This window comes from Microbacterium sp. I2, from assembly GCF_051364985.1.
Taxonomy (GTDB): domain Bacteria; phylum Actinomycetota; class Actinomycetes; order Actinomycetales; family Microbacteriaceae; genus Microbacterium.
Window position 1 is genome coordinate 80,412 of record NZ_JBLWIH010000012.1, and the last position, 26,352, is coordinate 106,763.

Consider the following 26,352-nt stretch of genomic DNA (forward strand, 5'->3'; position numbering starts at 1 on the left):
CTGAGCGTGTCGACGCTCAGCGGCCGGGCATCGAGCCGTGCAGCAGCTCCACGACCTGCTCGTCGGTCGTCTGTGTGAAGTCGTCGTAGAACTGCCCGACCGCCCAGAAGTCTCGCTCCAGGTGCCGGCAGACGAACTCGTCGATCGCATCGGGGGGCGGCTGCCACCGCGCCGGCGCCACCGGCACGGCCAGCACGATCCGGTCAGGGTCGCGTGCTCGCAGCGCGCGGCAGGCAGCGGCGGCGCTCGATCCCGTGGCCACGCCGTCGTCGACCACGATCACCGTTCGGCCGGTCAGCTCGGCCGTGCCGGAGCCGAAGGCATCCGTCCTCCTCGCGAGCTCGTCGCGTTCGGCCGCCTCGACGACGTCCAGGTCCCGTTGCGACATCCCCGCCCACTCCATGGCGGACGGCGTGACGATGCGCACTCCGTCGGCGATCGCTCCGACCGCGAACTCCTCGCGCCCCGCGGCGCCCAGCTTGCGGACCACCACCGCGTCGAGAGGGAGCGACAGCTCCGCCGCCACCGCGGCAGCGGTGACGACCCCGCCGCGGGGAATGCCGAGGACGACGGCATCCGTCCCGCGCCAGCGCTCGAGTGATCGCGCCAGCTCGCGGCCCGCATCGGCGCGATCGGCGAACAGGGCCATGCCTCCACGCTACGCCCGTGCCGTCCGCGTGTCTCTGGATGAGCGGTCTGCAGCAGCCGGCGTATGACGGCCGCATTTCGCGGCGCCCCGCGCTTGAATAGCATGAGCGCATGACGGATGCCGCAACCCCGGCCACGACGACGGCGACCACGTCGGAGCGCCTCGATCGCCTGCCCTTCACACGGCAGCACCTGCGGATCCTCACCGGCTCGGGGATCGGCTGGGCACTGGACGCGATGGACGTCGGACTGATCTCATTCGTGATCGCGGCCCTGGCCGCGCAGTGGTCACTGGCGCCCGCCGAGACGGCCTGGATCGCGTCGATCGGCTTCATCGGCATGGCCGTCGGTGCGTCGCTCGGCGGCCTGCTGGCGGACCGGTTCGGACGACGCCAGATCTTCGCGGTCACTCTGGTCGTATACGGCATCGCGACGGGTGCCAGCGCCCTCGTCGGCGGCCTCGCGCTGCTGCTGGTCCTGCGGTTCTTCGTGGGTCTGGGGCTCGGGGCCGAACTGCCCGTGGCGAGCACGTACGTGAGCGAATTCGCGCCCGCGCGCATGCGGGGACGCCTGATCGTGATCCTCGAGGCGTTCTGGGCCATCGGCTGGACCGCCGCGGCGCTCATCGGGTTCTTCGTCATTCCGGGATCCGACGCGGGCTGGCGCTGGGCGTTCGCGCTCGGCGCCGTCCCGGCGGTGTACGCGCTGATCGTCCGCTGGGGTCTGCCGGAGTCGCCCCGCTGGCTGGAGCAGCGAGGTCGCCGCGACGAGGCGGATGCGATCATCCGCTCGTTCGAAGATTCGGCTTCCGTGACGACGCAGGCGCGCCGCCGCCTGACCACCGGGGCGATCGAGATCGTCCGGCCGACCGCCGCGACGGCGCGCGAGCGGCTCGCGGCGCTGTGGTCGCGCGAGTTCCGACGCCGCACCCTGTCGCTGTGGGTGGTGTGGTTCTGCGTGAACTTCTCGTACTACGGGGCGTTCATCTGGATCCCGTCGATCCTGGTCTCCCAAGGCTACGATCTGGTCCGCTCTTTCGGCTTCACGCTCATCATCACGCTCGCTCAGCTCCCGGGCTATGCCGTCGCCGCGTGGCTGATCGAGATCTGGGGACGTCGCCTGACGCTGTCGGTCTTCCTCGCCGGCTCTGCGGTCTCGGCGGTGTTCTTCGGCACAGCATCCAGCGAGACAGCGGTCCTCATCGCCGGAATGGCTCTGTCGTTCTTCAACCTCGGTGCCTGGGGCGCGCTCTACGCGGTCACGCCCGAGACCTACCCCACGTCGCTGCGTGGTACCGGATCGGGCTGGGCGGCCGGCGTCGGACGCATCGCGTCGATCGTCGCACCGCTGTCGGTGCCGTTGCTGCTCGCTGCCGGGGGAGCGCCCGTGCTGTTCGTCGTCTTCGCGGTCTTCTTCGCGCTGGCGGCCGCGGCGGCCTGGGGCCTTGCCGACCGCCGCGGGGCCGCACTCGACGACCGCTGACGCGGCATAGGCTGGGGCGGTGGCATCCGTTCGATACGTCGCGATCGGCGACTCGTTCACCGAGGGCGTCGGCGATGAGCTGCCCGATGGACATGTGCGCGGCTGGGCCGATCTGGTGGCGCAGGGGTGGGCGGATGCCTCGGGCGAGCCGGTCGAGTACGCCAATCTCGCCATCCGCGGCAAGCTCGTGTGGCCGATCGTCGATCAGCAGCTCGAGCCTGCGCTCGCATTGAAGCCGACGCATCTGTCGTTCAACGGCGGCGGCAACGACATGCTCCGGCCGCGGACCAGCATCGCGCGGGTCGTTCAGGCGTTCGAGCACGTGCTGCGCCGTTGCGACGAGGAGGGCGTCCATCTCATCGTGCTCGCGGGGGCCAACCCGTCCGGACAGCTGCCGCTGAGCCGTCTGATCCAGCGCCGCGGCGATCTGCTGTCGGATGCGGTCGCTTCACGGTTGCGCGAACGGCCCGATGTGGCCACGGCCTTCAACTGGTTCGACCGTGAGCTCTCGACGCCCCCGTACTGGTCAGAGGACCGGCTCCACATGAACTCCCGCGGGCATCATCGCGTTGCCGCACGCGTCTTGACCGCCCTCGGCATGGAGCCGCCGGCCGAGTGGTGGTCGCTGCCCCCCTTGCCGGCCGGCGCTCCGCGCGGCTTCGCCTACTACCGCGAGCACGTCGGGCCGTGGGTGCGACGCCGACTCACAGGCACGTCGTCGGGAGACGGCCGAGCGGCGAAGTTCGGCGAGTGGACCCCGATCGTCCCCGCTGCCGGCTGAGCCCGCGGCGTGCGACGCTCGGTCAGGCGGACCGCCTCACCGCGTACACCAGTTCGGCGAACTGACCTGCCTGCCGCACCGACTCGAGGCGCAGGCGGTCCGATTCGAGCCGGCGCGGCAGCAGGGGCCGCCCGGAGACCAGCGTGACCGGGGCCACCGAGACCCGCACTTCGTCGAGGAGACCGGCATCGGCGAACTGCCCCACCAGGTCACCGCCACCCACGAGCCACACGTCGCGGCCGGCCGCGGCATCCCGGATCTCATCCCAGGCGGCCGACACATCGCCCGAACGGAACCGGATGTCTGCACCCGGCACAGCAGGGAGCTCGCGCGATGACAGGACGAACGACGGCTTTCCCTGGTACGTCCAGGCCTCCGGCTTCTCGAGCACGTTCTCATGGGTGAGGATCCACTCGTAGGTCGTCGATCCCATCACCAGTGAGCCGACCCCTTCGAGGAAGTCGCCGAAATCATTCTCGGCGTCGTCGGCTCCGGGAACGGCGAAGAGCCACTGCAGCGAATCGGTGTCGTCGGCCAGGAAGCCGTTGAGGGTCGTGGCGGTGTTGTAGATCACGCGTGTCATGGCGGCAAGAGTAGCGAGGGGCTCCGACTCAGCCGCGACGCCGGTGTCTGCGCGGCACGCGCGGCGGATCCATGCCGAGCCGGATTCGCGTGCGCTTGCGCTCGACCAGGATGAACGCGGTGCCCAGCAGCCACAGCGGGAGCTGAGTGAGGAACGCGATTCGGAAGGCGTCCAGCGAGTACGTCGACGGCGTGCCCGCGCCCTGCAGGTCGAGCGCGAGTCCGATCAGCAGGATCGCGACGAGGGCGGCCAGGAAGCCGCCCGCGTTGGTCACGCCGGTCGCCGTGCTCAGGCGATGCGAGGGGTTGTGCGTACGGGCGTGGTCGAACGCGATCATCGATGCCGGACCACCCATGGCGAGGGCGACGGCCAGGGCGAACAGCAGCCACAGCGGCGCCGGGCCGGGATAGGCGATCACCGCGAGCCAGGCCACGACCTGCACCCCGACGGCGGGGAGTACGAGGGCCTTGGAGCGCAGGTGCGGGCTGCGCCGCGAGAACTCTCCCATCACCGGGCCGAGGACCATGCCCACCACGACGTAGGTCGACATGATGGTCGCTGCCTCGGTGACCGTACGCCCCTCTCCGGCGGTGAGGAAGGGCATGCCCCACAGCAGCACGAAGGCCGTGCCGGCGAACGGAGTAGTGAAATGCGACCAGAACGCGAGGCGGGTGCCCGGGTGTGCCCATGCCGCGCGGATGCCGACGCCGGTGTCGATCGCCGACGTGACGACGCGGATCGCGCCGGTATCGGTGTCGACCGAGACGTCTTCGTCGCGGTCCGGCGGGTGGTTGCGGATCAGCAGGGCGACCAGGATGGCGAACAGCACACCGAGGCCGGCGACGCTGCCGAACGTGATGGTCCAGGTCGTCGCGTGGAGGAGTGCCGCGAGAGGGATGAGTGCGACCAGCTGCCCGGTCTGCCCCACGATGCCGGTGAACTGGACCATCAGCGGTCCGCGCTGCGCGGGGAACCACGTCGCGATCAGTCGCAGCACCCCGGGAAAGATCGCCGCATCGCCCGCGCCGAGCAGCATCCGGGCGACGATCGCGACGCCCACGTTGGGGGAGAGGGCCATCGTGAGCTGGCCGACCGCCATCAGCAGCATCCCGATCGTCATGATCGGGCGCGCGCCGAAACGGTCAAGCAGCACCCCGATCGGAATCTGCATGCCGCCGTAGACGGCGAGCTGGACGACCGCGAACAGCGACAGCGTAGCGGCGTCCGCGTCGAAGCGGGCGGCGGCGTCGACGCCGACGGCACTGAGCGAGGACCGGTTCGTGATCGCGAGAACATAGGCGGACACGCCCACCGTCCAGATGAGCCATGCCCGAGCTCCCGGACCGGCGAGGGGAGTCCGGATCACGCAGGGCACGCTTCCACAGTAATCAGACTCCTCCTGTCAAGCCCCTCCCTGTGAGCCGGCAGGTAAGTCACTGTGTATGCGGGACGATTCCGTTCCGAAACAGGGGAGGGCTGATCGCCGCGCCCCGGAAAGGAGCCTGGCATGAGCATCGGAGCAGGCATTGCGCTGTTCGCCATCGGCGCCATCCTCGCGTTCGCGGTGAACGTGGAGGTCGAGTGGGTGAACCTGGACATGATCGGGTACATCCTCATGGCCGCCGGAGCGGTCGTCTTCGTGGTCGGCATCGTGCTGATGGCACGCCGTCGGCGCACCGAGTCGGTGACTCACACCGCCGTGGACCCGTCCGCGGGAGACCGTGTGACGCGTCGCTCGACGAGCGCGCCGGACGACTCGGTCGGCCTCTGACACAGAGCTGATCGCGGGGCGGCACCTCAGGGTGCCGCCCCGCCTCGCGTGTGTGATCCGTGAACCGGCTCGGGCTCACACAGCGGTCGAGCGCGGGTCGGGGGCCCGCAGTAGCGTGGGAACGTGACGCTTCTGCCGGATCCGGTATGGCCCGTGATCGTCCTCGCAGCGATCTCGCTGGTGGACGCCGTGCTGTGCATCAAGCCGGTCCGGTTCATCGCGCAGTGCTTCGAGGACGTGAAGTGGCCGAAGAGCCGCTGGTGGATGATGGCGCCGATCAAGTTCGCAGCCACCGCGGGTCTGATTCTGGGGATCTGGATCCCCGGGCTGGCTGCGCTGACGACCGTGTGCCTTGTCGCATACTTCGTCGTCGCGATCACGATGCACATCAGGGCGCGGGACTTCGGCCGCAATCTGTTCGTCAATGCGATCGGGATGCTGGTGCTGTGCGTCGCGACGGGCGTGTACTGCTTCGTCGTCTGAGCGGGCTGGCGGGTCTTACGAAGAAGCCGAACCGGATGCTGCGACCTGACCCCGCAGCCCTTCGATGCCGTGCAGCTCGACTGATGCCTGGAGGAGCTCCGCGTGTCGGGATCGCAGCGATTCCCAGCACTCCCGCGACATCGTGTAGCGGTGGTGTGGCACGGCGACGCCCTCGCGTGCGACGTTGACGGTGCCGTCCGCCTCGTATCCCACACGACGCGAGACCGCGTTGGACGGACCGTTGTCGGCGAAGGCGCCGGAGGTCGCCTCGTGTGCGTCGAGGCCTGCGAAGATCAGGTGCAGCGCGAGGACGCGCATGCGGGTTCCGATGCCGTGCCCCTGATGGGCCGAACCGAGCCACGATCCGGTCTGAATGCGGCGCAGCACGCTCCAGTCATCCGCGACCAGGCCTTGGACTCCCACCGGAGTGCCGTCGATCACCACAGCGAACTCGATTGCGAAACGGGACGGCGACACCTGGGAACGCAGATTCCACTGATACGTCAGAACGCTGCGGGCGACCTCTTCGGGCGTTCCTCGCGTCCACGGGTGCTCGAACGGCATCGCGTCCGCGGCATGGACCCCGCGGGAGGCCACCGCGGCGAGTTCGACCAGCGTGTCATCGTCGATCCAACGCAATTCGAGGTCACCCGCGCGCACGCGGACGGCAGAGGCCGGCCAGAGCCTCGTCAACAGGTCAGGGTGCGACATCCCGGCAGTTTGACAGAAAACCGACTGTGCAGTCGGGCGCGACAGAACGAGGGTGCCGATGTGCTGACGTGCGATACGCCTTTCGCGGCATCCGCGGCCGAGGGTCGCCGCCCGCTGCCGTGGGCGTGGTTCTAGACGTGGTTCTAGAAGGGTGCGTCGTGGGTGGTGTAGTCGCGGGGTGTGGTGAAGACGGGCACTCTGCGTTCGGGTTGCACGACGTACCGGCGTCCGGTGGGTGAGAGCCACTCGATCGCGCCGCCGCTGCCTTCGAGCTGGGTGACGATCCAGTCGGTGTTGTCTTTGACGAGGTGGTGATTCTGGCAGAGCGGGGCGTGGTTGTCCAGGCTGGTGTGGCCGCCGTCGGTCCACCGGATCTGGTGGTCGATCTGACAGCGGGAGGCGGGCATGGTGCAGCCCGGTCCCATGCACCGGTCGGCCCGCCATTTCACGAGTTTGCGGAGGGGGGTGGGTGGGTCGTAGCGGTCGCGGCCCACGGAGAGGACCATGCCGGTCTCGGGGTGGGTGAGCACCCGCATCCACTTCCCCTCACCCCCACACAACTCCCGCGCCACCGTGAGGGGGATGGGGCCGATGCCTTCCACCACCGCCGGATCACAGGTCTCCGCAGCCTCATCGTTCAGCAGGGCCAGGGCGGGCACGGTGACCACCACGGTGGCGCGGATCCCGGAGCCTGCTGCCGGTGTCGCGGTGGTGGTGCCGTCGATGAGCAGGTCGCACACCACATCCGCACGCACCTGATCCAACGTCCGGGTATCCCCGTGCCCGCCCCGAGCCTTCCCGTCGCCGCGAGCCTCCTCGTCGCCGTCGTCTTGGGTGTGGTCGCGGTGGCGGCCGGTGATGGTTTTGGCGATCGCGGTGACCCGCCCGTGGATGGCATGCAACTCCACCAGCGGCCCGTACACGGACAGGGTGCCCATGCCGTCCCGTCCCGGATCGACCCAGACCCGCCGCTCCCGCAACGCTTCTTGGTGCCGCTCCTGCAATGTCGCCGCCTGCACCGTCTGGATCATGGTGCGCAGCCCGCGCCGGAACGTGCCCACCGGTTCCGCTTCCGCCAACCGGACCGCCCGATCAACGACCTGCCCCCGCAGCCCTGCCGGGACCTCGTCGATCAAATCCACGAACACCTCGGCATGCTTCTCCGTGATCCGCCCCGCCCCCAACGACGCCAACACCACCGGGTACCGGCCGGTCAACGCCTCCGCCAGCATCAGGAGCCGGCCGGCGGTGTATTCGGTGACCCGCATCGCCGCGGCCAGCTCCAACCGGATCGACCGCTCCACAATGTCCAACACCCCGACACCACGACCCACCGCCTCGGCCAGCAACTCGCGGCGCATCGCATCGATCCGCACGAACCGTTCCGCGGCGAACACCGACATCATCGTCGCCGTCTCCGTCACCAGATCCACCGCATCCGGCACCGGCATCCACTCCACCGCATCCGCACCCCACGGATCGAACTCGGAAGCGTCTGCCATGCACCAATACTAGTATCTAGATACGAATCAAGCAATGGTTCGAAGACATTGTTTCGTTGATTTTCTGGAGCTTTTTAAGCTTGAACTGCATTCCGCACCAGCCCAGCCACACACCGAGGAGAGGAGAGTAGGCTCGTTGATAGGTTCGATTCTGCAAGACACCCGCGAGCACCCGCCACGCACGACCGCTCGACCGCGACCGGTGGCCCTGTCGCGGATCGGCTCGTATGCTCCCACCATGGTCACCGAGGATGAAACTCCCGCGGACGCCGCAGCCTCGGGCCCGTCAGAGCTGGCTCGAGCGCTCGTCGCGGAGAGTTCGTACCTGACTCTTGCCACCGCCGGTGGCGACGGCATCCCGTGGGCCTGTCCCGTGTGGTTCGCGGCACGCGATCTCGATGTCTTCGTCTGGGCTTCGAAACCGGGTGCCCGACATTCGCGGAACATCGAGGAGAACTCGCGAGTCTCGCTCGTGATCTTCGACTCGAGCAGACCACCGGGGGAGGGGAGTGCCTTCTACGTCGCGGCAGCGGCCGAACTGGTCCGCGAGTCGGCCTTCGCCGATGCCCTTGCGCTCTACAACGCGCGGTCTCTGGATCAAGGATTGGGGGAGTGGGATCCCGCACGGCTTCGCGACCCGGCCCGTCACCGCCTGTATCGAGCGGTCGCCCTGGAATCATTCGTGCTCGACGATCACGACGAACGAGTCAAGGTCTCGTAGTCACCACGCACCACACGACGCGCCGGAAGCGGATGCGTCGGCACTGCTCAATCGAGGAGGTGCCGAAGGTAGCGTTCCGGGGCGGCGAGGTACGACCTCCAGTGCTGCACGAGTTCGAGGTCCTCCCAGCGAGCCTCACGAAGACCCCACTCACCGACTTCCACGATCTTCGCGCCAGGGAGTGACGCGAGGACAGGAGAGTGCGTCGCGCACAGGACCTGTCCACCTTCGGCGGCAATGCGATGCAAGGTCGAGATCAAGGTCAGCGTGGACGCGAACGACAGCGCGGCCTCGGGCTCATCGAGACAGTAGAAGCCGGGGGAGTCGAATCGAGTGTCGAGCACCGCGAGGAAGGACTCGCCGTGGCTCATCTCGTGGAAGACCGGTTCCCCGCGCGCCGACGGGTTCTCTTCGAGGTACGTGTAGAACGAGTGCATGGTCTCGGCGCGGAGGAAGTAGCCCCACCGCGGAGCGCCGATCCCGCGCTGCAATCGCAGCCAATCCGAGAGAATCGACTCACTGCGTCGCGTGCTGTGACGTGCCGAGGTGGAGCCGCCCTCGGGGGAGAAGCCGTAGGCCATCGCCACCGCCTCCAGCAGGGTCGACTTGCCGGAGCCGTTCTCGCCGACGAGGAACGTCACGCCAGCGGCAAGCTCGAGGCCCTCGTCGAGCAGCTGCGCCACCGCAGGGATCGTCGCCGGCCACTGCCCGCGATCACCTGAGGGGGCATCGTCGCCGGGCGTGATCGCGACGACAGGCGGTTGTCGGAAGTCTGCCGGGCGCACCCTGGCAGTGTCGCACGGCCCAGCGACCTTGTGCCGCGGCGCTACGCCGAGAGCAGCCGCTCACGCACCTCGCGGCGCAGCACCTTGCCGATCAGCGAGCGCGGAAGCTCATGCACGGCGACGATCCGACGCGGCACCTTGTACGCCGCGAGTCGGGTGCGGCAGTAGTCGCGCAGCGCCTCGACGTCCAGCTCGGCACCCTCGCGGAGAACGACCGCCGCCGCGACCTCTTCACCGCCACTCGAACGCGGCAGAGGCACGACCGCCGCTCCGACGACGTCTGGATGAGCCTCGAGTGCGTCCTCGACCTCGGTGGGCGACACGTTGAAGCCGCCGGTGATGATGAGCTCCTTCAGCCGGTCGACGATCGTGACGAAGCCGTCTGCCGAGACAGAGGCGATATCGCCCGTGCGCAGCCACCCGTCCGGCAGAAGCGTCGCCGCGGTGTCACCCGGCCGCCCCCAGTACCCCTGGAACACCTGAGGTCCTCGGATGAGCAGCTCCCCGGGCTCGCCCAGCGGCCGGTCGACGGTGGGGTCGTCCGGGTCGACGACGCGGAGCTCGGTACTCGGGAACGGCACGCCGACGGTGCCCGGCCTGCGCGTGGGGCCCATCGGGTTTCCCACGGCGACGGGGGAGGTCTCGGTCATCCCGTAGCCCTCCACGAGAAGACCGCCTGTCGCCTCTTCCCATCGGTCGACGGTTGCGACCGGCAGGCTCATCGCTCCCGAGATGGCGAAGCGAACGGTCGAGAGGTCGAGTGTGCCGCGGGAAGCGGCGCGCGCCAGCTGGTCGTAGATGGGAGGCACAGCCGGCAGAAACGTCGGGGGAGTCTTGCGCGCGGCGTCCTTCACGAGATCCAGGTCGAACTTCGGGAAGAGCACGAGCTGCGCGCCGATGCTCATCGCGAAGGTGAGACACAGCGTCATCCCGTACGCGTGGAACAGCGGAAGCACACCGTAGAAGACCTCCTCACCCTCCACCAGTCCCGGCACCCACGCCCGGCCCTGCAGGGCATTGGCGAGCAGATTCGAATGCGTGAGAATCGCGCCCTTCGGGGTTCCCGTGGTGCCGCTCGTGTACTGCAGCAGTGCGATGTCGTCGACGGCGGGTCCGGCGACCCTACGCGAGACCCGGCGATGGCCGAGCAATCTGCTCCAGCTCACCGAGCCGCGAGTCGTGGGTGGGGTCGTCAGCTGGGCTCGCGACGCGCGGGCCCGGGCGACGGGGACGCGCAGGAGCAGACGTTTGGCGAAAGGGAGCGCCGCCGTGATATCGACGCTGACGATCCGCTCCAGCTTCAAATCAGATGGGAAGTCGGCCAGCGTGTCCACGGTCTTGTCCCATGCGATCGCGATGCGAGCGCCGTGGTCCTCGAACTGGTGACGCAGTTCACGTGCGGTGTAGAGGGGATTGTGCTCGATCACGATCGCGCCCAGGCGAAGAGCGGCATAGAACGCCACGACGTGCTGCGGACAGTTCGGCAGCACGATCGCCACCCGATCGCCCTTGCGCACACCCAGCCGGCGCAGGCCTTCTGCGGCACGCTCGATCTGCTCACCCAGATCGCGGTATGTCGTCACCGCACCGAAGAACTCCAGCGCCGGACGCCGCCCGAAGGTGCGAACGCTCTCAGCCATCATCTCTGTCAAGGTCTGCGTCGGCTCGTCGATCTCGGCGGGAACACCGTCTGCGTACGCAGAAAACCACGGCCTCGACTCGAAAGGGTTGCTGCTGCTCGACATGCTTCTATCCTGCCCGCGATGTCGACGACGTGGTCCTCGCGTGCGGGAAGGGTGCTCTATCCCTCTCGACGTGGCGCCACGCTGGGGTCCAGTGCCATCACAACGTGGGGATCGTCGACGGATGCCGCGGGCGCGGCCCCGATCCGCACCTCCGAGCCCAGCGCGGGCACCTGCGGCTGGAGCAGCGTCCTGTCCGCGTTCGACCGCGCCAGCCACGACAGGATCGCCCGGTTCGTCTCCTCGGGCTTCTCCTGCTGGATCCAGTGGCCGCAATCCAGACTGACGACTTCCACACGAGGTACGAAGTCCGCCAGTCTCTCCGACCTCTGCACCGCATCCCGGTCACCGTAGATCATGAGCGTGGGCTGTTGGATGATCGGGTCCGCGTCTGCCAGCAGCCTCCAGTTGCGATCGAGGTTCCGGTACCAGTTCACGCTGCCGGTGAACCCCGTCGACTCGAACGCGGACACGAAGACCGCCAGTTCGCCGTCGCTCATGACGGGCTCGCCCAGCGGCGTTTCCGTCCTCGCGAGATCGATCAGCGCCATCCCCGCCTGCGGCTCGACGGGTGGGATGTTCTTCCGGTACAGGTTGCGAAGGAACTGATAGGTGTTCTCGTCGAAAACCGCGTCCGCGACGCCCGGCCAGCGATTGAAGTGGACGAAATAGAAGTCACCACCGAGCACCTCTTCCATGACCTCGATCCAGGGCCGCTCTCCGCGCGCCTGGTAGGGGAGGCTCAGATTGATCACCCGGTTCACGCGGGCCGGGTGCAGCAGGGTCAGGCCCCACACGACCATCGCACCCCAGTCGTGACCGACGAAGGTGGCATCCTCGTAGCCGTAGTGATCGAGAAGTGCGACGAGATCGCCCGACAAGTGCTCGATGTCGTAGTCCGCGACCTCGCTCGGGCGCGATGAGTTGCCGTAGCCCCGCTGATTCGGGACGATGACGTGGTAGCCGGCGGCAACGAGCGCGGGCACCTGGTAGCGCCACGAATACGCGTGCTCCGGCCACCCGTGACAGAGCACGATCGGGTTTCCGGCGTGCTCTCGCCCGGCCTCGAAGACCTCGAGCCGGACACCGTTGACGGGGATGAGGGTGGGCTCCGGAAAGCCGGTGAGATCGGTCATCGTCCTACTTCCTGTGTGTGAGTGAAGGTGTCTGTCACGGTAGGTCGCATTGTGGACACGATCGGACCTAAATACCTGACAGGCTCAGAAAATGCGAGATGATCCCACCGGTCGGGCGCTGCACCTGCTCTCACTTCTTCAGGCCCACCGATGGTGGCGAGCCGCAGAACTGGCCGAACGCCTCGAGGTCACGGAGCGCACCGTGCGCCGTGACATCGACCGGCTGCGCGACCTGGGCTATCCGGTTGACGCGATCACCGGAAAGTACGGGGGATACCGCCTCGCCGCAGGGTCGCACGTGCCTCCCTTGGTCCTCGACGACGACGAGGCGGTCGCGGTCGCTGTCGGACTGCGCTACGCCGCGGAGGCCGCCATCGGCGGCATGGAGGAGACTTCGCTGCGCGCGCTGACGAAGATCGAGATGCTCCTGCCGCAGCGGCTGCGCCGACGGGTCTCGGCGCTGCATTCGAGCGTCGCGTCGATACGGTGGGAGCCCGACAACGACGTGGTCGATCCGGAAGCCCTCAGCGTGCTGGCGGCGGCGTGCCGAGAGCAGGAGGTCGTGCGCTTCGACTACCGGGGCCGCGACGGCACCGACACGCATCGCCTCGTCGAGCCGCATCAGCTGGTGACGACCGGACAGCGCTGGTACCTCGTCGCGTGGGATCAGGGACGCAGCGACTGGCGCACATTCCGCTTGGACCGACTGCGGCGGCCTACGCGGGCGGGCGGGCGATTCACGCCACATCAGATTCCCGGCGACGGCGCGGCGGACTTCGTCGAGCACTCACTCGAGTCGGTGATCCCGAAGAGGTGAGGCGACACACCGAGACGATCAGGGGAACCGGCACGCCTCCAGGGGAGGCGACGACGTGGCCGTCAGCTCAAGAAGACGGAGAGCGGCCCGGCGAGGGATTGACCTTGATCGTAGCCGCCCCGCGCGGCCGGCATTCGCGTGGACGGATCCAACGCGTTGGCGTTGAACACGTCGCCCGAGCCGGCATCCGGGACGATGGTCTCGACTCGACTCCCGCCTGTGCGCAGTTCGTCGACCTGGGTGGCGAGATCCATGCCCCACTCGAGCGGGTGCCGGGATCTGCCGCTGAATGGTTCCAGCACGAGTACTCGGCCGTATCCAGCCCCGAGGTCGGCGTTCGATCCGCGTCGATAGGCCCCGTTGATGTATCGGTTCTCGCCGATGGGGTACGGCGTCATCGGCGAGGTGCTGGCGGCAACGGCATCCACCAGCTCGACTCCGCTGTCGCGGTCGAACACGACCGGCTCCGCCGTGTGCGCGTCCACAGCAGTGATGAGCACTCGCTGCCGGGGCCACCGGTGGTGGGGAAGACGGGCTGCGACGATGCTGCGCCAGCGCGCACCGTCGGCGCCGTCGGACGCGTCCATGTCAAGAGCCGCCGCGCTGAAGCGCCGGCGCATGTCGGAAGCATCCGTCGAAGAGGCGATGATCTGATCCGACCACTCCATGTAGGCCGGGCCGGAAACGCGCGCAGCGCGCCTGTCACCCGTTCCGGTCCCGCCCGCAGATGGCGGAGGTGTTTCGGCGATGATGGCGGCATACAGGTCGGCCGGTCGTGTGCCGCTGGTGATCTGGGCAGCGACGGTAGATCCTGCCGAGGTCCCGATGATCAGATCGGCCGCGGCGAGATCAACTCCGGCGTCGGACAGTCCGGCGATGAGACCGAGCTGCCAGGCATTGCCGGCGGCTCCTGCGCCCGCGAGGACGAGGGCCGTGCCGGAGCGATGTTCTTGGACGCTGTCAGAGATCGTGTCCGCGGTGTGGGGAGGTGCATGAGTCATGGTCGTAGCCTTCTGAGAGTGCGTGCAGCGCTCCCTGCGACGGCTACGTCAGTCGCGCGATCGTGAACTCGAAGGAGCGCCCAGAGTGGACAGTGTGTGCATCGGGCTCGCCTCCTCGAATCGTGTCACGTTCACCGAAAGTATAGGAGGGACAGTCTTTCCACGGCCATGCGCACTCGATGTTTGATGAGCAGCGGGCACGTTGAAACGGACCGATGGATCGCGCAATGTGAGCGACCAAGGACGCTGTTCGCCGCGCGAACCAGGGGAGGTGAGGCACGCCGGCCAACTCGCACGAGACCGAAGGTATCGTCCTCAAGCTGACATAATGTGGATTATCGGATATCTCCCGCAACAGCGGGATCCCGGAGCCGGACCGCATCCCGTCCGTACATCGCGGCATGGTCGAGCAACTCCCGTCGACCGGTCCGCCGCGCGATCTTCAGCGTGAAAGCGCGCAGATCGTCGAGCCGATCGGCCATACACGCACGTACGGCCGCAGGCGACGCCGATGTTCCATACGCATCGATGAGCGTCGACAGACGGTCGTCACGGTCGAGATCCTGTGCGCCGTACGCATCTTCGACGTACGGCACGATCCGGTAGGCCAAGTACGCCAGATCCCACAGACGCGGGCCCGGCGACGCATAGTCGAAGTCGATCGCCCCGACCAGCACGCCGTCGCGCTCGATGAGGTTGTAGGTCGCGAAGTCGTTGTGGCAAACCACCTCGACCGGCTCACGGATCGGCGCCCGCCATGACAGCGATCCCTCGTGAACGAGCGGCTCGCTCGCGTCGTGGATGCGCCGCAGCAACTGGGCCGCCTGGACGAGGACCCGCTCCGACCACAGCACATCCGGCGGAGCGTTCGACAGTTGCCGACCAGGCAGGTACGACAACACCTCGCGCCCGCGCTCGTCGACTCCCATGGCCCGCGGGATCTGCGTGATCTCCGCTCCGGCGAGGACATCGAGCAGACGGTGGACAGCGGGCGTCCACTCTCCGGCCATGCGGCGCACGGTATCGCCCACGCGCACGACCGGATCCATATGCCCTCCGGTCAGAACCTCCTCGTCGTCGACCATGGTGCGTCAGACGGTCCAGGCACCCTCGCGCATGAGCACCCGGCCGGCGAGCTCGTTCGATTCGCGCCAGGCCTGGATCTTCATCGGTTTCAGCACGAGGAACACATACCCGGCGAGTCCACGCGGGTCCCAGTCCGCCTGAGACGCGTACGCCTCGCCGATGACCGCATCGTCGTCGACACCCAGCGACCGCTCCAGCACGGCGTCCATCAGCACGACATCTCGCGTGGGCCCGACGGCCAGACGCGCGCGACCACCGCCGGCGATGTTGCGCGCCGTCACCGAGCCGCCGTCCAGCGCGATCACGGCGCGGTCGTCGACCCACGCGAGCGACAGCGGGACGAGGTGAGGTTCGCCATCCGCCGATGCCGTCGAGACCCACACATCCGCGGCGGGAGCGGTCAGCAGCTTCAGCGCGTCGGCCTTGCGGGTGGCGCGATCTCGGGGCTCGGGCATCCGTGGTGTCCTTTCGTCGGCGCGAGCCATTCTGGCAGAGCCGCCGCACCGATTCGGACGCGTGGCGCCTTGTCTCTACGCTCGAAGCATGCTGGAGTCGCTCACCGGGTTCGTGGTGGTGGGCGTCGCGATCGTCGTCGGCTGGATCATCGGGCGCATCGACTTGCTCGGCGAGCATGCACGACCGGTTCTGGCCCGCCTCACGTTCTTCGTGCTCTCGCCTTTCCTGCTGTTCGTCGTGCTCGCGCAGGCCGACGTGCGCACGCTCTTCTCGGCGCTGCTGCCGGTGTCGGCGGTCGCCGCCGTGACGGTCATCGCCGCCCACGCAGTCATCGCCCGGCTGGCATGGCGACGCTCGGTCGGCGAGACCCTGATCGGCGCCCTGAGCGCCGGCCAGGTGAACTCGAACAACATCGGGATCCCGCTGTCGGTGTATCTGCTCGGCAGCGCGGCGTATCCGGCACCGGTGATCCTGATGCAGCTGCTGGTCTTCACGCCCATCACGATGGCGATCCTGGATGCCGTCACCACGACACGCTCATCGCTGTGGCGCGCGATCGCCAAGGTCGTGACGAACCCCATCGTGCTCGGCTCGGTGCTCGGCACGCTCGTCTCGGTCTCGGGGGTCGACCTCCCGCCGATCGTGATGGAGCCGGCACAGCTGCTCGCGGATGCCTGTGTACCGCTGCTCCTGATCGCCTACGGGATCTCGCTGCACGGTCAGCGTGTACTGGGCGCGTCCGGCCGCCGGCGCGATATCGTCCTGGCCGCTACCCTCAAGCTCGTCGCCATGCCCGTCATCGCGTGGGCGGTCGCCGAGTTCGTGTTCGACCTGTCGGCGCACGATGTGCTGATCGTGACGGTGCTCGCCGCTCTGCCGACCGCGCACAACGTCTTCAACTACTCGCAGCGGTACGACATCGGCGAGACGATCTCGCGGGACACCGTGTTCCTGACCACTGTCGGCTGCGTCCCGGTGCTCATCGCGATCACCCTGCTCCTCGGATGACGCGCGGGTTCACGCCCGAACGAGATCTCGAATGCTCCCGATCACGAGCCGCACACCGCCGTCGGTGCGCAGCACGGTCATCAGAGTGTGGGTGCAGGTGCGGCACCGGATGATGGCAGCATCGTCATCGAGTTCGACGACCGCCTCGGCGAGCGGACCCGCCGAGCCGCACGCACCGCACGTTCCCCTCATCGTCGTGGCGTCGACCGCGAAGATCTCGGCGAGCAGTCCCGCGGCGGCGTTGCCGTCGACGCGGGTCATGGCGTTCTGAGCGCGCATCATGCACCTCCGAATCGTTCGGTCCGGATCCGTCCCGGCTCATGCCCGAGCGCGACAAGCGTGTCGGCGACATGCTCGACGAATCCCGTCGGTCCGCACACGTAGACGATCGGCGCCCGCGCCGGGTCCCAGATCGCCGCACGCAAGGCCGCAGCGTCGAGTCTTCCTGTCCGTCCGCCCCATCCGGCGGGCGCCTCACGCGTGTACGCCCACGTGACCGGCACTCCCCCGCCCTCGGCGCCTCGCAATAGCTCGTCGCGATATATCGCGTCTTGCGGTCGGCGGACGGAGTACAGGAGCCGGAAGGATGCTGTCGCCCCAGCATCCGTCGACGCCCTCGCCATCGCCATCAGAGGGACGATCCCCGACCCTCCCGCCACGAGCTGAACAGGGGCCTCTCCCCCGGCCCGCCACACGAAGTAGCCGCCGAGAGGCCCCTTCACCTCGAGCTCGTCACCGACCGCGACATCGCGTACGAGGTACGGCGACACCTCGCCGTCGGGGACCTCGTCGACGGCGAGCTCGACCACGTCACCGGCGCCGTACGAGCCCAGCGAGTACGAGCGCACCGCCTGATAGCCGTCCTCCGCGGTCAGCCGCACGTCGACGTGCTGCCCGGCATCGTTCCCCGGCCACTCGTCGACGGCCAGTCGCAGGATGCGCGCGGACGAGGTGACGGCGGTCGCTTCCACGACGCGCGCCCCACGCCATCCGCCGACAGTCACCAATACCGTTCCTCGGTCCACGGGTCGCCGTGCATGTTGTAGCCGTTCTGCTCCCAGAACCCCGGCTCGTCCTCGTCCATGAGCGTCAGCCCGCGCACCCACTTCGCGCTCTTCCAGAAGTAGAGATGCGGAATCAGCAACCGAGCCGGGCCGCCGTGCTCGGGGTCGAGCGGCTCACCCTCGAACTCGAACGCGACCCATGCGCGGCCGTCCCGCACCTCGTCGAGCGGGATGTTCGTCGTGTAGCCGCCGTACGAATGCGCCATGGCGTACGAGGCGTCCGACTCGACGTGCTCCAGCAGCGTGTCGAGCGAGACACCGCGCCACGACGTGCCGAGCTTGGACCAGCGCGTCACGCAGTGGATGTCGGTGTGCACGTCCTCGATCGGCAGTGACTGGAACTCGTCCCACGTCCACGACACCAGGGCTCCGGCTTCGGTGCGGATGTCGAACCGCCACTCGTCGAGATCGATGCGCGGAGTCGGTCCGGCCGACAGAACCGGGAAATCCTCGGTCAGATACTGTCCCGGTGGCAGATGCGGATCGCTCTCGCGACGACGTGACCCGAAGCCCCTCGAGATGACTGCCATCTGCGATCCCCTTCCGTGCGACTTCGTCACGCTCACGGTAGCGCGCTGATCGCGACACACGCAGATTCTGGTGCCAGAGTTCGAGTTCGGGTCTAAGCTTTAGCCGCATCACGTTCAGGGAACTCTCAGAAAGGACCCTCCCATGTCCACCGAATCCGCGGCCGAGAAGTCGGCCGTCAACGGCATCCGCACCGCCCTCGGGATCGGCGGCGTCCTCGCGGTCATCGTCGGCATCCTGATCCTCGTCTGGCCCGGCAAGACCGCCATGGTGGTGACCGCGATCATCGCGATCTACGCCATCGCCGCGGGCCTCGTCTACGCCGGTCTCGGGATCTTCTCCAAGACGAAGGGCGGCTGGGCGCGCGTCGGCCACATCCTGCTCGGCATCCTGTTCATCATCGGCGGCGTCGTCGCGCTGTTCAACCTGGGTCAGACCGCGGTCTGGCTCGCGCTGTTCATCGGCATCCTCGTCGGCATCATGTGGATCGTCGAGGGCGTCGTCTCGCTCTCCACGCTCGGCGACGCTGCATCGAAGGGCTGGACGATCTTCTTCGCGATCCTCAGCATCATCGCGGGAATCGTCGTGCTGTTCTCGCCCGTCTGGGGCACGGTCGTGCTGTGGTGGCTGCTGGGCATCTCGCTCGTCGTCCTCGGCATCATCAACATCGTCCGCGCCTTCACGTTCGGCAAGCGCGACCTCTGATCCACGCCAGAATCGAGAACGGCCCCGGAAGCGATGCTTCCGGGGCCGTTCTGTTGCCTCCAGTGGTCAGGTCACAGGCAGGTGACGCTGCCACCAGTCCACGATGGCCTCGAAGCGCTCCACGCGGTGACGCGGCTGACCCGATCGCGTGAGTTCGTGGTTCTCTCCCGGGAAGACCAGCATCTCGGCCTCGGTGCCCTGTCGCTTGAGGGCGGAGTAGTAGCGCGTCGCCTGCTCGAGCGGGCAGCGGAAGTCGAGCTCGCTGTGGATCACGAACGTGGGCGTCCGAACCTTGTCGACCACGGCCATCGGGCTCTGCCGCGCGATGTCGTCGGCCGACAGGCCCACATACTCGTCACCGAAGAAGGTGCCGATGTCGCTCGTGCCCTGGAAGCTGACCGGGTCGAGGAAGCCCCGCTCCACGATGGCGCCCGCGAACCGGTGATCGTGTGCGATCACCCACGCGGTGAGATAGCCGCCGTACGAGCCGCCCATGACTCCCACGCGCTCCCCGTCCAGGCGGGCGTCGTCGGCGAGAGCGCCCTCGAGGAAGTCGATGACGTCGGCGAAATCGAGGGTGCCCATCTGCTTCCGGATGCTGCGCCCATGAGCCCGTCCGTATCCCGCCGAGCCGCGGGGGTTGCAGTAGACGACCGCATAGCCCGCGTCCACGAGCACCTGGGTCTCGTCGAACAAGTGAATGCCGTACGGCATACGGCCCGCCGTGGATCTGCAGGATCACCGGGAACGGTCCGTCTCCCTCGGGAGTGGCCACCCAGCCGTGCACGGGATAGCCGTCACGCCCGGTGACGGTGAGCTCACGCGGGAGTGCGATTCCGGATGCCGCGGCCCCGGCGCCGAAGGCCGTCAGAGTGCGCGCCTCCCCCGCCTCGACCAGGACCAGCTCGCCGAAGGAATCGGGTCGCGCCACCGACGCGACGATCCGCCCGTCATGCGCTGCGTGACCACCGACCTCGACGTCGCCGCCGAGCACTTCGGAGACCTCACCGGCGCGCGTGACCCGGAGAAGCCGGACACGCCCGCGTGTGGTGTCCTGCACGAGGAAGTCGTCACCGTGGACAGTGATGTGGCTGTCGCCGAGCTCGATCGTCTCAGCGTCTGTGAGCCGGCGCGGCCCGTCGGCCTCGATCAGCCAGAGGCCGACACCCGGCGCGATGAAGTCGATTCCATCGCCGACCTCGTGGGCGAGCACCGCGACGGCGCCGTCCTCGGCGGTCTCGAGGCCGTCCAGTGCGAGGCCGGCATGGACGCCCAGAAGCTCACGCTCACCCGACCCGTCCACAGCGAAGGCCAGCAGGCGGGAGCGCAGGTCACGACGATCGGGCTCGATGATGTCCGGCACCGTGAGCAGCTCTCGACCGTCTGCGGTGAACGCGAGTCCGCTGTACGAGCTGTCACCGGATGTGATCTGGCGCGCCTCAGCGGCGACGATCGTCTTCGTCGGCGCCGTGGCGTCGTCGGCACGCACGGCAGCGGCCGGCTCGTATAACGGCTCGCCCTCGACCGAGGGAACCGGGATCACGAAGACGTGGGCCGGACGATCGGCGACGTAGCCGACGCCGTTGGCGTGCCACCGGATGCCGGTGATGTGGCGCGGAGCCTCGGCCGCGGCATCCAGCCCCTCCACACTGCCGTAGCGGCCGTTCTCGGGAACGCGCGCCAGGAAGGCGAGTGTCGTCCCGTCCGGTGACCATGCGAAGTGCTCGACGCCGAGGACCGCGTCGGTCGCCTGGACGGGCTCACCGCCGGCAGCGGAGGCGACGTGCACCTGCGGCTTGCCCTTGGCATCGGCGCGGACGAACGCGAGCCGCGTGCCGTCAGGCGAGAGTCGCGGCGACGCATCGGCCGTCCCACGCGTGAGACGCCGCGGCGCACCGTCCGGAAGGTCCACACGCCACACCTGACCGACGCCGCGATTGGCCACAAGATCGGGCCGGGACGTCGCGAAGACCGCGAACGATCCGTCGGGAGCGATGTCGGGGCGACCGACCGAGATGAGCTCGTCGATGTCTTCAGCGCGCACCGGTCACTCCCCCGCGAACGACGAGACGTCGCCGACGAGACGCGTGTTGCCGGCGGGAACCGGGTCGAGCGTGGCCGCGGCGACCTCGGCCGCGAACTCCGACACGTTGTACAGCTTGCCGGCGTCTTCACGGCGGGCCGCGATCGCCCCCGGGTTCGCACGCTCCAGCAGGGTGGCCGTGATGGTGCCCTCGATCATGTCGCCCGACACCACGACGAACTCGACACCTCGCTCCTCGAGAGCGGGGATGCGCTCGCGGAGGGCGTCCTCGCCCGCCCGCTTCGACAGTGCGACCGGCTCGTACTCGGGCATCGTGGGCGTCGTGCGGATGAAGTGCGCCTGATGACTGGTGACGAACACCACGCGTGATCCCTCGCCCAGAAGCGGCAGGGCCGTCTCGAGCACGCGCACCTGCGCATCGCGGTTCAGCTGCAGGGCGTAGTCCTCGGCCATGCCCGACTCCATGCCGCCGGAGGCATTGAGCACGAGGATGTCGAGCCCGCCGAACGCACGCTCGACCTCGTCGAACATCGCCTGCACCGAGGCGGAATCCGTCAGATCCGCGCCCACGACCAGCACCTCGACGCCGAGTTCACGCAGCTGAGCGCCGAGCTTCTCGGCTCGCGGCGCCTTGTTGCGGTAATTGATGACGATGTTCGCTCCCGCCTCGGCCAGATAGCGCGCGGTGTCGGCGCCGATGCCGCGCGAGGAGCCGGTCACGAGAGCAGTCCGGCCGCTCAGCGAACCGGCGGGAAGCGGTGTGGAATTCGGGTCGTTTGACACAGTCACCCAACGACCCTACCTGGTAGCTTTGAGGCAAGAGGAGGCGCATCGTGGAGCTCATCCAGACCATCGAGCAGTGGGCGTGGATCGGCTGGCTCGTGCTGATACTCGCGTTTCTCGTCATCGAGATGCTCACGCTCGATTTCACCTTCCTGATGCTGAGCATCGGCGGGCTGGCCGGCCTCGGATCCGACCTGCTGGGCGCACCGCTGTGGCTGCAGGTGATCATCGCCGCCGCCGTCGCCGCCGTGCTCGTGCTCGTGCTGAGGCCCCCGCTGCTGCGACGGCTCCGGCGCGGCGAGGACCCGACGCTGTCCAACGTCGACGCGCTCCTCGGCCTGCGCGGAACGGTGGTGTCGACCGTCGGCGTCCACACCGGTCAGGTCAAACTCGCCAACGGAGACGTCTGGACCGCGCGCACCGAGGCCGGCGAGCTCGAACCCGGCATGTCCGTGCGCGTCAGCCGCATCGACGGCGCGACCGCTGTCGTCAGCTCGCTCGAACAGCCCGGAACCACCCCGCACCCCGACCAGGAGCACCGCATATGAACGATCTCGAGTCCGTCATCCCCGCGGCGATCGGATGGCTCCTCGCGATCGCGGTCTTCATCTTCGTGCTGGTCGTCATCGCCCGCTCGATCCGGATCATTCCGCAGGCCAGCGCCGGCATCGTGGAGCGTCTGGGGCGCTATCACAAGACGCTCATGCCCGGGTTGAACCTCCTCGTGCCCTTCGTCGACCGACTCCGGCCGCTGATCGACATGCGCGAGCAGGTCGTGTCGTTCCCGCCGCAGCCGGTCATCACCGAAGACAACCTCGTGGTGTCGATCGACACCGTCGTGTACTTCCAGGTCACGGATGCGCGTGCAGCCACCTATGAGATCGCCAACTACCTCGGCGCCGTCGAGCAGCTGACCACCACGACACTGCGCAACGTCGTCGGCGGGCTCAACCTCGAAGAAGCGCTGACGAGCCGCGACAACATCAACGGGCAGCTGCGCGTCGTCCTCGACGAGGCCACCGGCAAGTGGGGCATCCGCGTCGGCCGCGTGGAGCTGAAGGCGATCGATCCGCCCCACTCCATCCAGGACTCCATGGAGAAGCAGATGCGCGCCGAGCGGGACCGCCGCGCTGCGATCCTCACGGCCGAAGGCTCCAAGCAGTCGCAGATCCTCGAGGCCGAGGGGCGCCGGCAGGCTGAGATCCTCAAGGCCGAAGGCGACAAGCAGGCCGCCGTCCTGCGCGCTCAGGGCGAGGCCGAGGCGATCGAGATGGTCTTCAACGCGATCCACGTCGGCGACCCCGACGAGAAGCTCCTCGCTTATCAGTACCTGCAGACGCTTCCGAAGATCTCCGAGAGCCCGTCGAGCAAGCTGTGGATCATCCCCAGTGAGCTCACCGAGGCACTCAAGGGCATCGGCGACGCCTTCGGCGGCCGCGCATCGACATTCCCGCCCTCGCCTTCGCGCCCGTCACGCGGGAGCGGACGCTCGAGCACGACGGCCGACGAAGCGCTGGCACAGGCGCAGGCAGCGGCATCCACCGCCGACGACATCGCTGCGCAGGCCCGGGAGTCCACGCCCGGCGCCGCGGGCGGCGACCTCGCACACTGACCCTGGGATGCCACACCCCTGGTTCGAGGGAGCCGCGACGCCGCGCATCCTCGCGCATCGTGGACTGGTGACTCCGGAGGACGCCGCCGGCGGCATCGCCGAGAACTCGTTCGCGGCCGTCGCCGCGGCCCACTCGGCGGGAGCCGCGTACATCGAGTCGGACTGCCACCTCACCGCCGACGGCGTGGTGGTGCTGTTCCACGACGACGATCTGTCGCGCGTGACGGGAGACCCGCGACGCGTGGCCGATGTCACGTCGCGCGATCTCGAGGCGCTGATGGCCACTCGCGGCGGCCTCATCACGCTGCAGCAGGCGCTCGAGACGTTCCCTGGCGTGAGGTTCAACCTCGACGTGAAGGCCGAGGGCGCTGCCGAGTCCGTCGGCAGGGCGGTGGCCGCGCATGGTGAACGCGTGCTGCTGACGAGCTTCTCCGACGCCCGGCGCCTCGCCGCGCTTGCTGCCGCTCAACAGGCGGGCGGAGGCATCCGGCCGGCGACGTCGGCCGGCACCCGCACCATCGCGCGCGTCCTCGCCGCCGTCGCGTCGCGCTCGGACCGGCTCGTCGCCCGCGCACTCGGCGCCGTTGACGCACTGCAGGTGCCCGAGCGTCAGAGCCGTCTGCGCGTCGTCTCGCCGCGCCTCATCGCCGCCGCGCATCGGCACGGAGTGGAGGTCCACGTGTGGACCGTGAACCGCCCCGACGACATGCGCCGACTCGTGGACATGGGTGTGGATGGTATCGTGACGGATCGCGCTGACGTCGCCCTTGCGACGCTGGCCTGAACCCGACCGGCGGCGTCCCGCGCCCGCTGTGCATCCACTGTGAAATGCCGCTCAACTCGGCTGCTTCGGATGATCCCCACAGGTGGCTTCGTTATACCTGTACAGCGACGAGAGGACCACAAAATGGCAGACCGCAGTCTGCGCGGCATCCGACTCGGCGCCCAGAGCCTACAGAGCGAAGAGGGCGTCGTGTTCCATGAACGCGCACAGCACACCTACACCTGCACATCGTGCGGACGTGACACGATTCTTACCTTCGCGGCCGATGCCGAAGTCCCGCCCGCTTGGGAGTGCCGCACGTGCGGCGCCGAAGCGCTGCTGCGGGTGGGCGACGGCACGGCGACCGTCGATCACTCCGGCGACAAGACCCCGCGCAGCCACTGGGACATGCTGCTCGAGCGTCGTTCGCTCCCCGAGCTCGAAGAACTCCTCGAAGAGCGCCTCGCCTATGTCCGCGCCCGGCGCGGCGCCGGCGAGGACATGACGGTCGACAAGCTCAGCGCCTGATCCCCGATCCGCGACGCCGGCCCTACGGGGCCGGCGTTTTCGCGTGCCCGCGCGCCCGCAGTCGCACGATCAGACCGAGTGCCAGGAGCGCCGCCACACTCCCCCACGACAGCACGGCGTTCAGCCACGGTCCGATGATCACGGCGGGCGTCAGTCCGGTGTGAAGCGGCACGTCGGTGAGCATGTGGCCGGGTTCGTCGGCCGGCAGCCCCTCGATGGTCGTGCCGTCCGTGGCGATCACCTGGCTCGTGCCCACGGTCGAGAGGTTCACCACGGCGCGCCCGGTCTCGATCGCCCGCAGCCGGGCCACCGCGAGCTGCTGCAGATTCTCGTCGGTGCCGCGGAAGTCCGCGTTGTTGGTCTGGAACAAGTAAACCCGCGCGCCGTCGCGTGCACCTTCCCAGACCAGGGCGTCGTAGATCACGTCGAAGCAGATGGCCAGACCCGCCGGAGTGCCGTCGATGTCGAACACCGGAGTGTTCCGGCCCGGTGTGTAGTCTCGCCCGATCATGCGAATCAGGTCCGGCGCGATGGAGTCGTAGAACTGGCGATCAGGAACGTATTCTCCGAACGGCACCGGGTTGCGCTTGTCATACGTCTGCTCGATACCCTCGCCCGCGCGCCACAGGAACGACATGTTGAAGTAGGCGTCGCCTCGCTGATCGACGCGGTTGGCGAGCAGCGGAGCGTCCAGCTGTCTCGAAACCCTGTCGAGGGCGGATGCCGCAGCCGGCGATTCCGCCGGGTCCAGGTCGACGCTCCCCTCCGGCCACAGCACGACATCCACGCCCTCCGCACCGAACAGCGGCATCGTCGCCTCGTACTGGGTCTCGAGGACGTCGCCGGCGGTGCGCTCGTCGAAGTACCCGGCAGGGCCGTTGCCCTGAACGCTTGCGACGCGCATGACGCCCGCGGGCGTGGTCTGCCACGCGGGAACCAGCGTCAGCACCGCGACGACCATAGCGAGAGCGATCGGCGGGAGCAGGTTGCGGTAGCCGCGCGACCTGCCGCGCCGGGGCATCCGAACCATCTCGATCGCTGCTGCGACGACAGCCACGACGAGGAACGTCAATCCCGCGGTGCCCGTCCACGACACCACCTCGATGAGGGGCCCGTTCACCTGGCTCGTTCCCACGCGCCCCCACGGGAAGCCGCCGTACGGAAAGCCACCGGTGACGGCTTCGCGGGCGGTCCACAGGCCCGCCACCAGCGCCGGCAGCAGCACCAGCCGGGCACGGCGGCCGGGGGCCGCACGGGGCACCCAGCGGTATGCGAGGGCGACGAGCACAGCGCCTGCCGCCACGAACAGCGCCTCGAATCCGGAGAGAGCGAGCCACGGCAACGGCCCCACCCACTCGGACGTGAAATCGACGTTCATCAGGTAGAACGCCAGGCCGTACGCCAGGCCGGCCAGGAACGCCCCGCCGACGCGTCGTCCGATCAGAGCGAGGAGGCCCAGCGCGACCGAGATGAATGCCATCGGCCACCAGGCGACGGACGGGAACGCGACGTCCAGCAGCAGACCGCCCGCGGCCGAGAGCGGCACGGCCGCCCACAGCGGGAGCAGGGGGCGCGGTGCGGCGTCGGAAGGCACGGAGTCCACCCTAAGCGA

28 protein-coding genes and 1 pseudogene are annotated in these 26,352 nt (G+C 68.4%); 12 read left to right on the plus strand and 17 right to left on the minus strand.

Annotated features, from left to right (window positions below; genetic code table 11):
• Positions 1-16: 16 nt before the first annotated feature.
• Positions 17-649 carry a phosphoribosyltransferase gene (locus ACLKM7_RS11720; protein WP_436447348.1) on the minus strand — a complete coding sequence of 211 codons (633 nt, stop codon included), beginning with the start codon at positions 647-649 and terminating at the stop codon, positions 17-19.
• A 110-nt stretch (positions 650-759) separates the two neighbouring features.
• Between ACLKM7_RS11720 and ACLKM7_RS11725 the strand changes: the two genes are divergently transcribed.
• Together ACLKM7_RS11725 and ACLKM7_RS11730 are read left to right on the plus strand one after the other, a co-directional pair.
• The gene (locus ACLKM7_RS11725) at positions 760-2,130 is read left to right on the plus strand and encodes an MFS transporter (RefSeq protein WP_436447349.1); all 1,371 of its coding nucleotides are present in this window, start codon (positions 760-762) and stop codon (positions 2,128-2,130) included.
• A 19-nt stretch (positions 2,131-2,149) separates the two neighbouring features.
• Positions 2,150-2,911 carry an SGNH/GDSL hydrolase family protein gene (locus ACLKM7_RS11730; protein ID WP_436447350.1) on the plus strand — a complete coding sequence of 254 codons (762 nt, stop codon included), beginning with the start codon at positions 2,150-2,152 and terminating at the stop codon, positions 2,909-2,911.
• 22 nt (positions 2,912-2,933) lie between these two features.
• Here ACLKM7_RS11730 and ACLKM7_RS11735 read toward each other — a convergent pair whose 3' ends face one another.
• Together ACLKM7_RS11735 and ACLKM7_RS11740 are read right to left on the minus strand one after the other, a co-directional pair.
• A complete protein-coding gene (locus ACLKM7_RS11735) occupies positions 2,934-3,494 on the minus strand; it encodes a dihydrofolate reductase family protein (RefSeq protein ID WP_436447351.1) in 561 nt (186 codons plus the stop codon).
• 28 nt (positions 3,495-3,522) lie between these two features.
• Positions 3,523-4,860 (minus strand): MFS transporter, encoded by a 1,338-nt coding sequence (locus tag ACLKM7_RS11740; RefSeq protein ID WP_436447352.1) that lies wholly within the window; start codon positions 4,858-4,860, stop codon positions 3,523-3,525.
• A 141-nt stretch (positions 4,861-5,001) separates the two neighbouring features.
• Here ACLKM7_RS11740 and ACLKM7_RS11745 point away from each other — a divergent pair, with 141 nt between their 5' ends.
• Together ACLKM7_RS11745 and ACLKM7_RS11750 are read left to right on the plus strand one after the other, a co-directional pair.
• On the plus strand, positions 5,002-5,265 hold the full coding sequence (locus tag ACLKM7_RS11745) for a DUF6458 family protein (RefSeq protein ID WP_436447353.1): 264 nt from the start codon (positions 5,002-5,004) through the stop codon (positions 5,263-5,265).
• 123 nt (positions 5,266-5,388) lie between these two features.
• Positions 5,389-5,748: a DoxX family protein gene (locus tag ACLKM7_RS11750; protein WP_436447354.1), complete on the plus strand. Its 360-nt coding sequence runs from the start codon at positions 5,389-5,391 to the stop codon at positions 5,746-5,748.
• Between the two features lie 15 nt (positions 5,749-5,763).
• Here ACLKM7_RS11750 and ACLKM7_RS11755 read toward each other — a convergent pair whose 3' ends face one another.
• Both ACLKM7_RS11755 and ACLKM7_RS11760 read right to left on the minus strand, forming a co-directional pair.
• Positions 5,764-6,459, minus strand: coding sequence for a GNAT family N-acetyltransferase (locus tag ACLKM7_RS11755; RefSeq protein ID WP_436447355.1), 696 nt, complete (start codon positions 6,457-6,459; stop codon positions 5,764-5,766).
• Positions 6,460-6,602: 143 nt separating this feature from the next.
• Positions 6,603-7,961, minus strand: coding sequence for a DUF222 domain-containing protein (locus ACLKM7_RS11760; RefSeq protein WP_436447356.1), 1,359 nt, complete (start codon positions 7,959-7,961; stop codon positions 6,603-6,605).
• A gap of 238 nt (positions 7,962-8,199) precedes the next feature.
• On the opposite strand from ACLKM7_RS11760, the gene ACLKM7_RS11765 reads away from it, so the two are divergent.
• Complete coding sequence (locus tag ACLKM7_RS11765) at positions 8,200-8,682, plus strand: pyridoxamine 5'-phosphate oxidase family protein (RefSeq protein ID WP_436447357.1); 483 nt, start codon at positions 8,200-8,202, stop codon at positions 8,680-8,682.
• Between the two features lie 47 nt (positions 8,683-8,729).
• Here the strand turns inward: ACLKM7_RS11765 and ACLKM7_RS11770 are convergent, their stop codons facing one another.
• Genes ACLKM7_RS11770 through ACLKM7_RS11780 form a run of 3 tightly spaced genes read right to left on the minus strand, consistent with a single transcriptional unit; the run spans position 8,730 to position 12,345 of the window.
• A complete protein-coding gene (locus ACLKM7_RS11770; RefSeq protein ID WP_436447358.1) occupies positions 8,730-9,467 on the minus strand; it encodes an AAA family ATPase in 738 nt (245 codons plus the stop codon).
• Between the two features lie 41 nt (positions 9,468-9,508).
• Entirely contained in the window at positions 9,509-11,212 is a 1,704-nt protein-coding gene (locus tag ACLKM7_RS11775; protein WP_436447359.1) for a long-chain-fatty-acid--CoA ligase, read from the minus strand.
• 56 nt (positions 11,213-11,268) lie between these two features.
• The gene (locus ACLKM7_RS11780) at positions 11,269-12,345 is read right to left on the minus strand and encodes an alpha/beta fold hydrolase (RefSeq protein ID WP_436447360.1); all 1,077 of its coding nucleotides are present in this window, start codon (positions 12,343-12,345) and stop codon (positions 11,269-11,271) included.
• Between the two features lie 91 nt (positions 12,346-12,436).
• On the opposite strand from ACLKM7_RS11780, the gene ACLKM7_RS11785 reads away from it, so the two are divergent.
• The gene (locus ACLKM7_RS11785; protein WP_436447361.1) at positions 12,437-13,162 is read left to right on the plus strand and encodes a helix-turn-helix transcriptional regulator; all 726 of its coding nucleotides are present in this window, start codon (positions 12,437-12,439) and stop codon (positions 13,160-13,162) included.
• Between the two features lie 62 nt (positions 13,163-13,224).
• Here the strand turns inward: ACLKM7_RS11785 and ACLKM7_RS11790 are convergent, their stop codons facing one another.
• From ACLKM7_RS11790 to ACLKM7_RS11800, 3 genes are all read right to left on the minus strand, one after another.
• Entirely contained in the window at positions 13,225-14,163 is a 939-nt protein-coding gene (locus ACLKM7_RS11790; protein WP_436447362.1) for a patatin-like phospholipase family protein, read from the minus strand.
• A gap of 335 nt (positions 14,164-14,498) precedes the next feature.
• The gene (locus ACLKM7_RS11795; protein WP_436447363.1) at positions 14,499-15,248 is read right to left on the minus strand and encodes a phosphotransferase; all 750 of its coding nucleotides are present in this window, start codon (positions 15,246-15,248) and stop codon (positions 14,499-14,501) included.
• Between the two features lie 6 nt (positions 15,249-15,254).
• Entirely contained in the window at positions 15,255-15,704 is a 450-nt protein-coding gene (locus ACLKM7_RS11800; protein ID WP_436447364.1) for a pyridoxamine 5'-phosphate oxidase family protein, read from the minus strand.
• A gap of 88 nt (positions 15,705-15,792) precedes the next feature.
• On the opposite strand from ACLKM7_RS11800, the gene ACLKM7_RS11805 reads away from it, so the two are divergent.
• A complete protein-coding gene (locus tag ACLKM7_RS11805) occupies positions 15,793-16,713 on the plus strand; it encodes an AEC family transporter (RefSeq protein ID WP_436447365.1) in 921 nt (306 codons plus the stop codon).
• A 9-nt stretch (positions 16,714-16,722) separates the two neighbouring features.
• On the opposite strand, the gene ACLKM7_RS11810 is transcribed toward ACLKM7_RS11805, so the two are convergent.
• Genes ACLKM7_RS11810 through ACLKM7_RS11820 form a run of 3 tightly spaced genes read right to left on the minus strand, consistent with a single transcriptional unit; the run spans position 16,723 to position 18,307 of the window.
• Positions 16,723-16,995 carry a DUF6510 family protein gene (locus ACLKM7_RS11810; protein ID WP_436447366.1) on the minus strand — a complete coding sequence of 91 codons (273 nt, stop codon included), beginning with the start codon at positions 16,993-16,995 and terminating at the stop codon, positions 16,723-16,725.
• On the minus strand, positions 16,992-17,717 hold the full coding sequence (locus ACLKM7_RS11815; protein WP_436447367.1) for a ferredoxin reductase: 726 nt from the start codon (positions 17,715-17,717) through the stop codon (positions 16,992-16,994). Before ACLKM7_RS11815 ends, ACLKM7_RS11810 begins: the two co-directional genes overlap by 4 nt.
• Positions 17,714-18,307 carry a sulfite oxidase-like oxidoreductase gene (locus ACLKM7_RS11820; RefSeq protein WP_436447368.1) on the minus strand — a complete coding sequence of 198 codons (594 nt, stop codon included), beginning with the start codon at positions 18,305-18,307 and terminating at the stop codon, positions 17,714-17,716. The genes ACLKM7_RS11815 and ACLKM7_RS11820 overlap by 4 nt, the downstream gene beginning before the upstream one ends.
• Before the next feature lie 142 nt (positions 18,308-18,449).
• Between ACLKM7_RS11820 and ACLKM7_RS11825 the strand changes: the two genes are divergently transcribed.
• Positions 18,450-19,010: an HdeD family acid-resistance protein gene (locus tag ACLKM7_RS11825; RefSeq protein ID WP_436447369.1), complete on the plus strand. Its 561-nt coding sequence runs from the start codon at positions 18,450-18,452 to the stop codon at positions 19,008-19,010.
• Positions 19,011-19,076: 66 nt separating this feature from the next.
• Here the strand turns inward: ACLKM7_RS11825 and ACLKM7_RS11830 are convergent.
• Together ACLKM7_RS11830 and ACLKM7_RS11835 are read right to left on the minus strand one after the other, a co-directional pair.
• Positions 19,077-21,054, minus strand: a pseudogene (locus tag ACLKM7_RS11830) (S9 family peptidase).
• A gap of 3 nt (positions 21,055-21,057) precedes the next feature.
• A complete protein-coding gene (locus ACLKM7_RS11835; protein ID WP_436447370.1) occupies positions 21,058-21,843 on the minus strand; it encodes an SDR family oxidoreductase in 786 nt (261 codons plus the stop codon).
• 44 nt (positions 21,844-21,887) lie between these two features.
• Between ACLKM7_RS11835 and ACLKM7_RS11840 the strand changes: the two genes are divergently transcribed.
• From ACLKM7_RS11840 to ACLKM7_RS11855, 4 genes are all read left to right on the plus strand, one after another.
• Entirely contained in the window at positions 21,888-22,385 is a 498-nt protein-coding gene (locus ACLKM7_RS11840) for an NfeD family protein (protein ID WP_436447371.1), read from the plus strand.
• A complete protein-coding gene (locus ACLKM7_RS11845; RefSeq protein ID WP_436447372.1) occupies positions 22,382-23,449 on the plus strand; it encodes an SPFH domain-containing protein in 1,068 nt (355 codons plus the stop codon). Before ACLKM7_RS11840 ends, ACLKM7_RS11845 begins: the two co-directional genes overlap by 4 nt.
• A 7-nt stretch (positions 23,450-23,456) precedes the next feature.
• Complete coding sequence (locus tag ACLKM7_RS11850; protein ID WP_436447373.1) at positions 23,457-24,233, plus strand: glycerophosphodiester phosphodiesterase family protein; 777 nt, start codon at positions 23,457-23,459, stop codon at positions 24,231-24,233.
• Between the two features lie 123 nt (positions 24,234-24,356).
• A complete protein-coding gene (locus ACLKM7_RS11855; protein WP_436447374.1) occupies positions 24,357-24,740 on the plus strand; it encodes an RNA polymerase-binding protein RbpA in 384 nt (127 codons plus the stop codon).
• Positions 24,741-24,762: 22 nt separating this feature from the next.
• Here the strand turns inward: ACLKM7_RS11855 and lnt are convergent, their stop codons facing one another.
• The gene (gene lnt, locus ACLKM7_RS11860; RefSeq protein ID WP_436447375.1) at positions 24,763-26,334 is read right to left on the minus strand and encodes an apolipoprotein N-acyltransferase; all 1,572 of its coding nucleotides are present in this window, start codon (positions 26,332-26,334) and stop codon (positions 24,763-24,765) included.
• Positions 26,335-26,352: the final 18 nt, after the last annotated feature.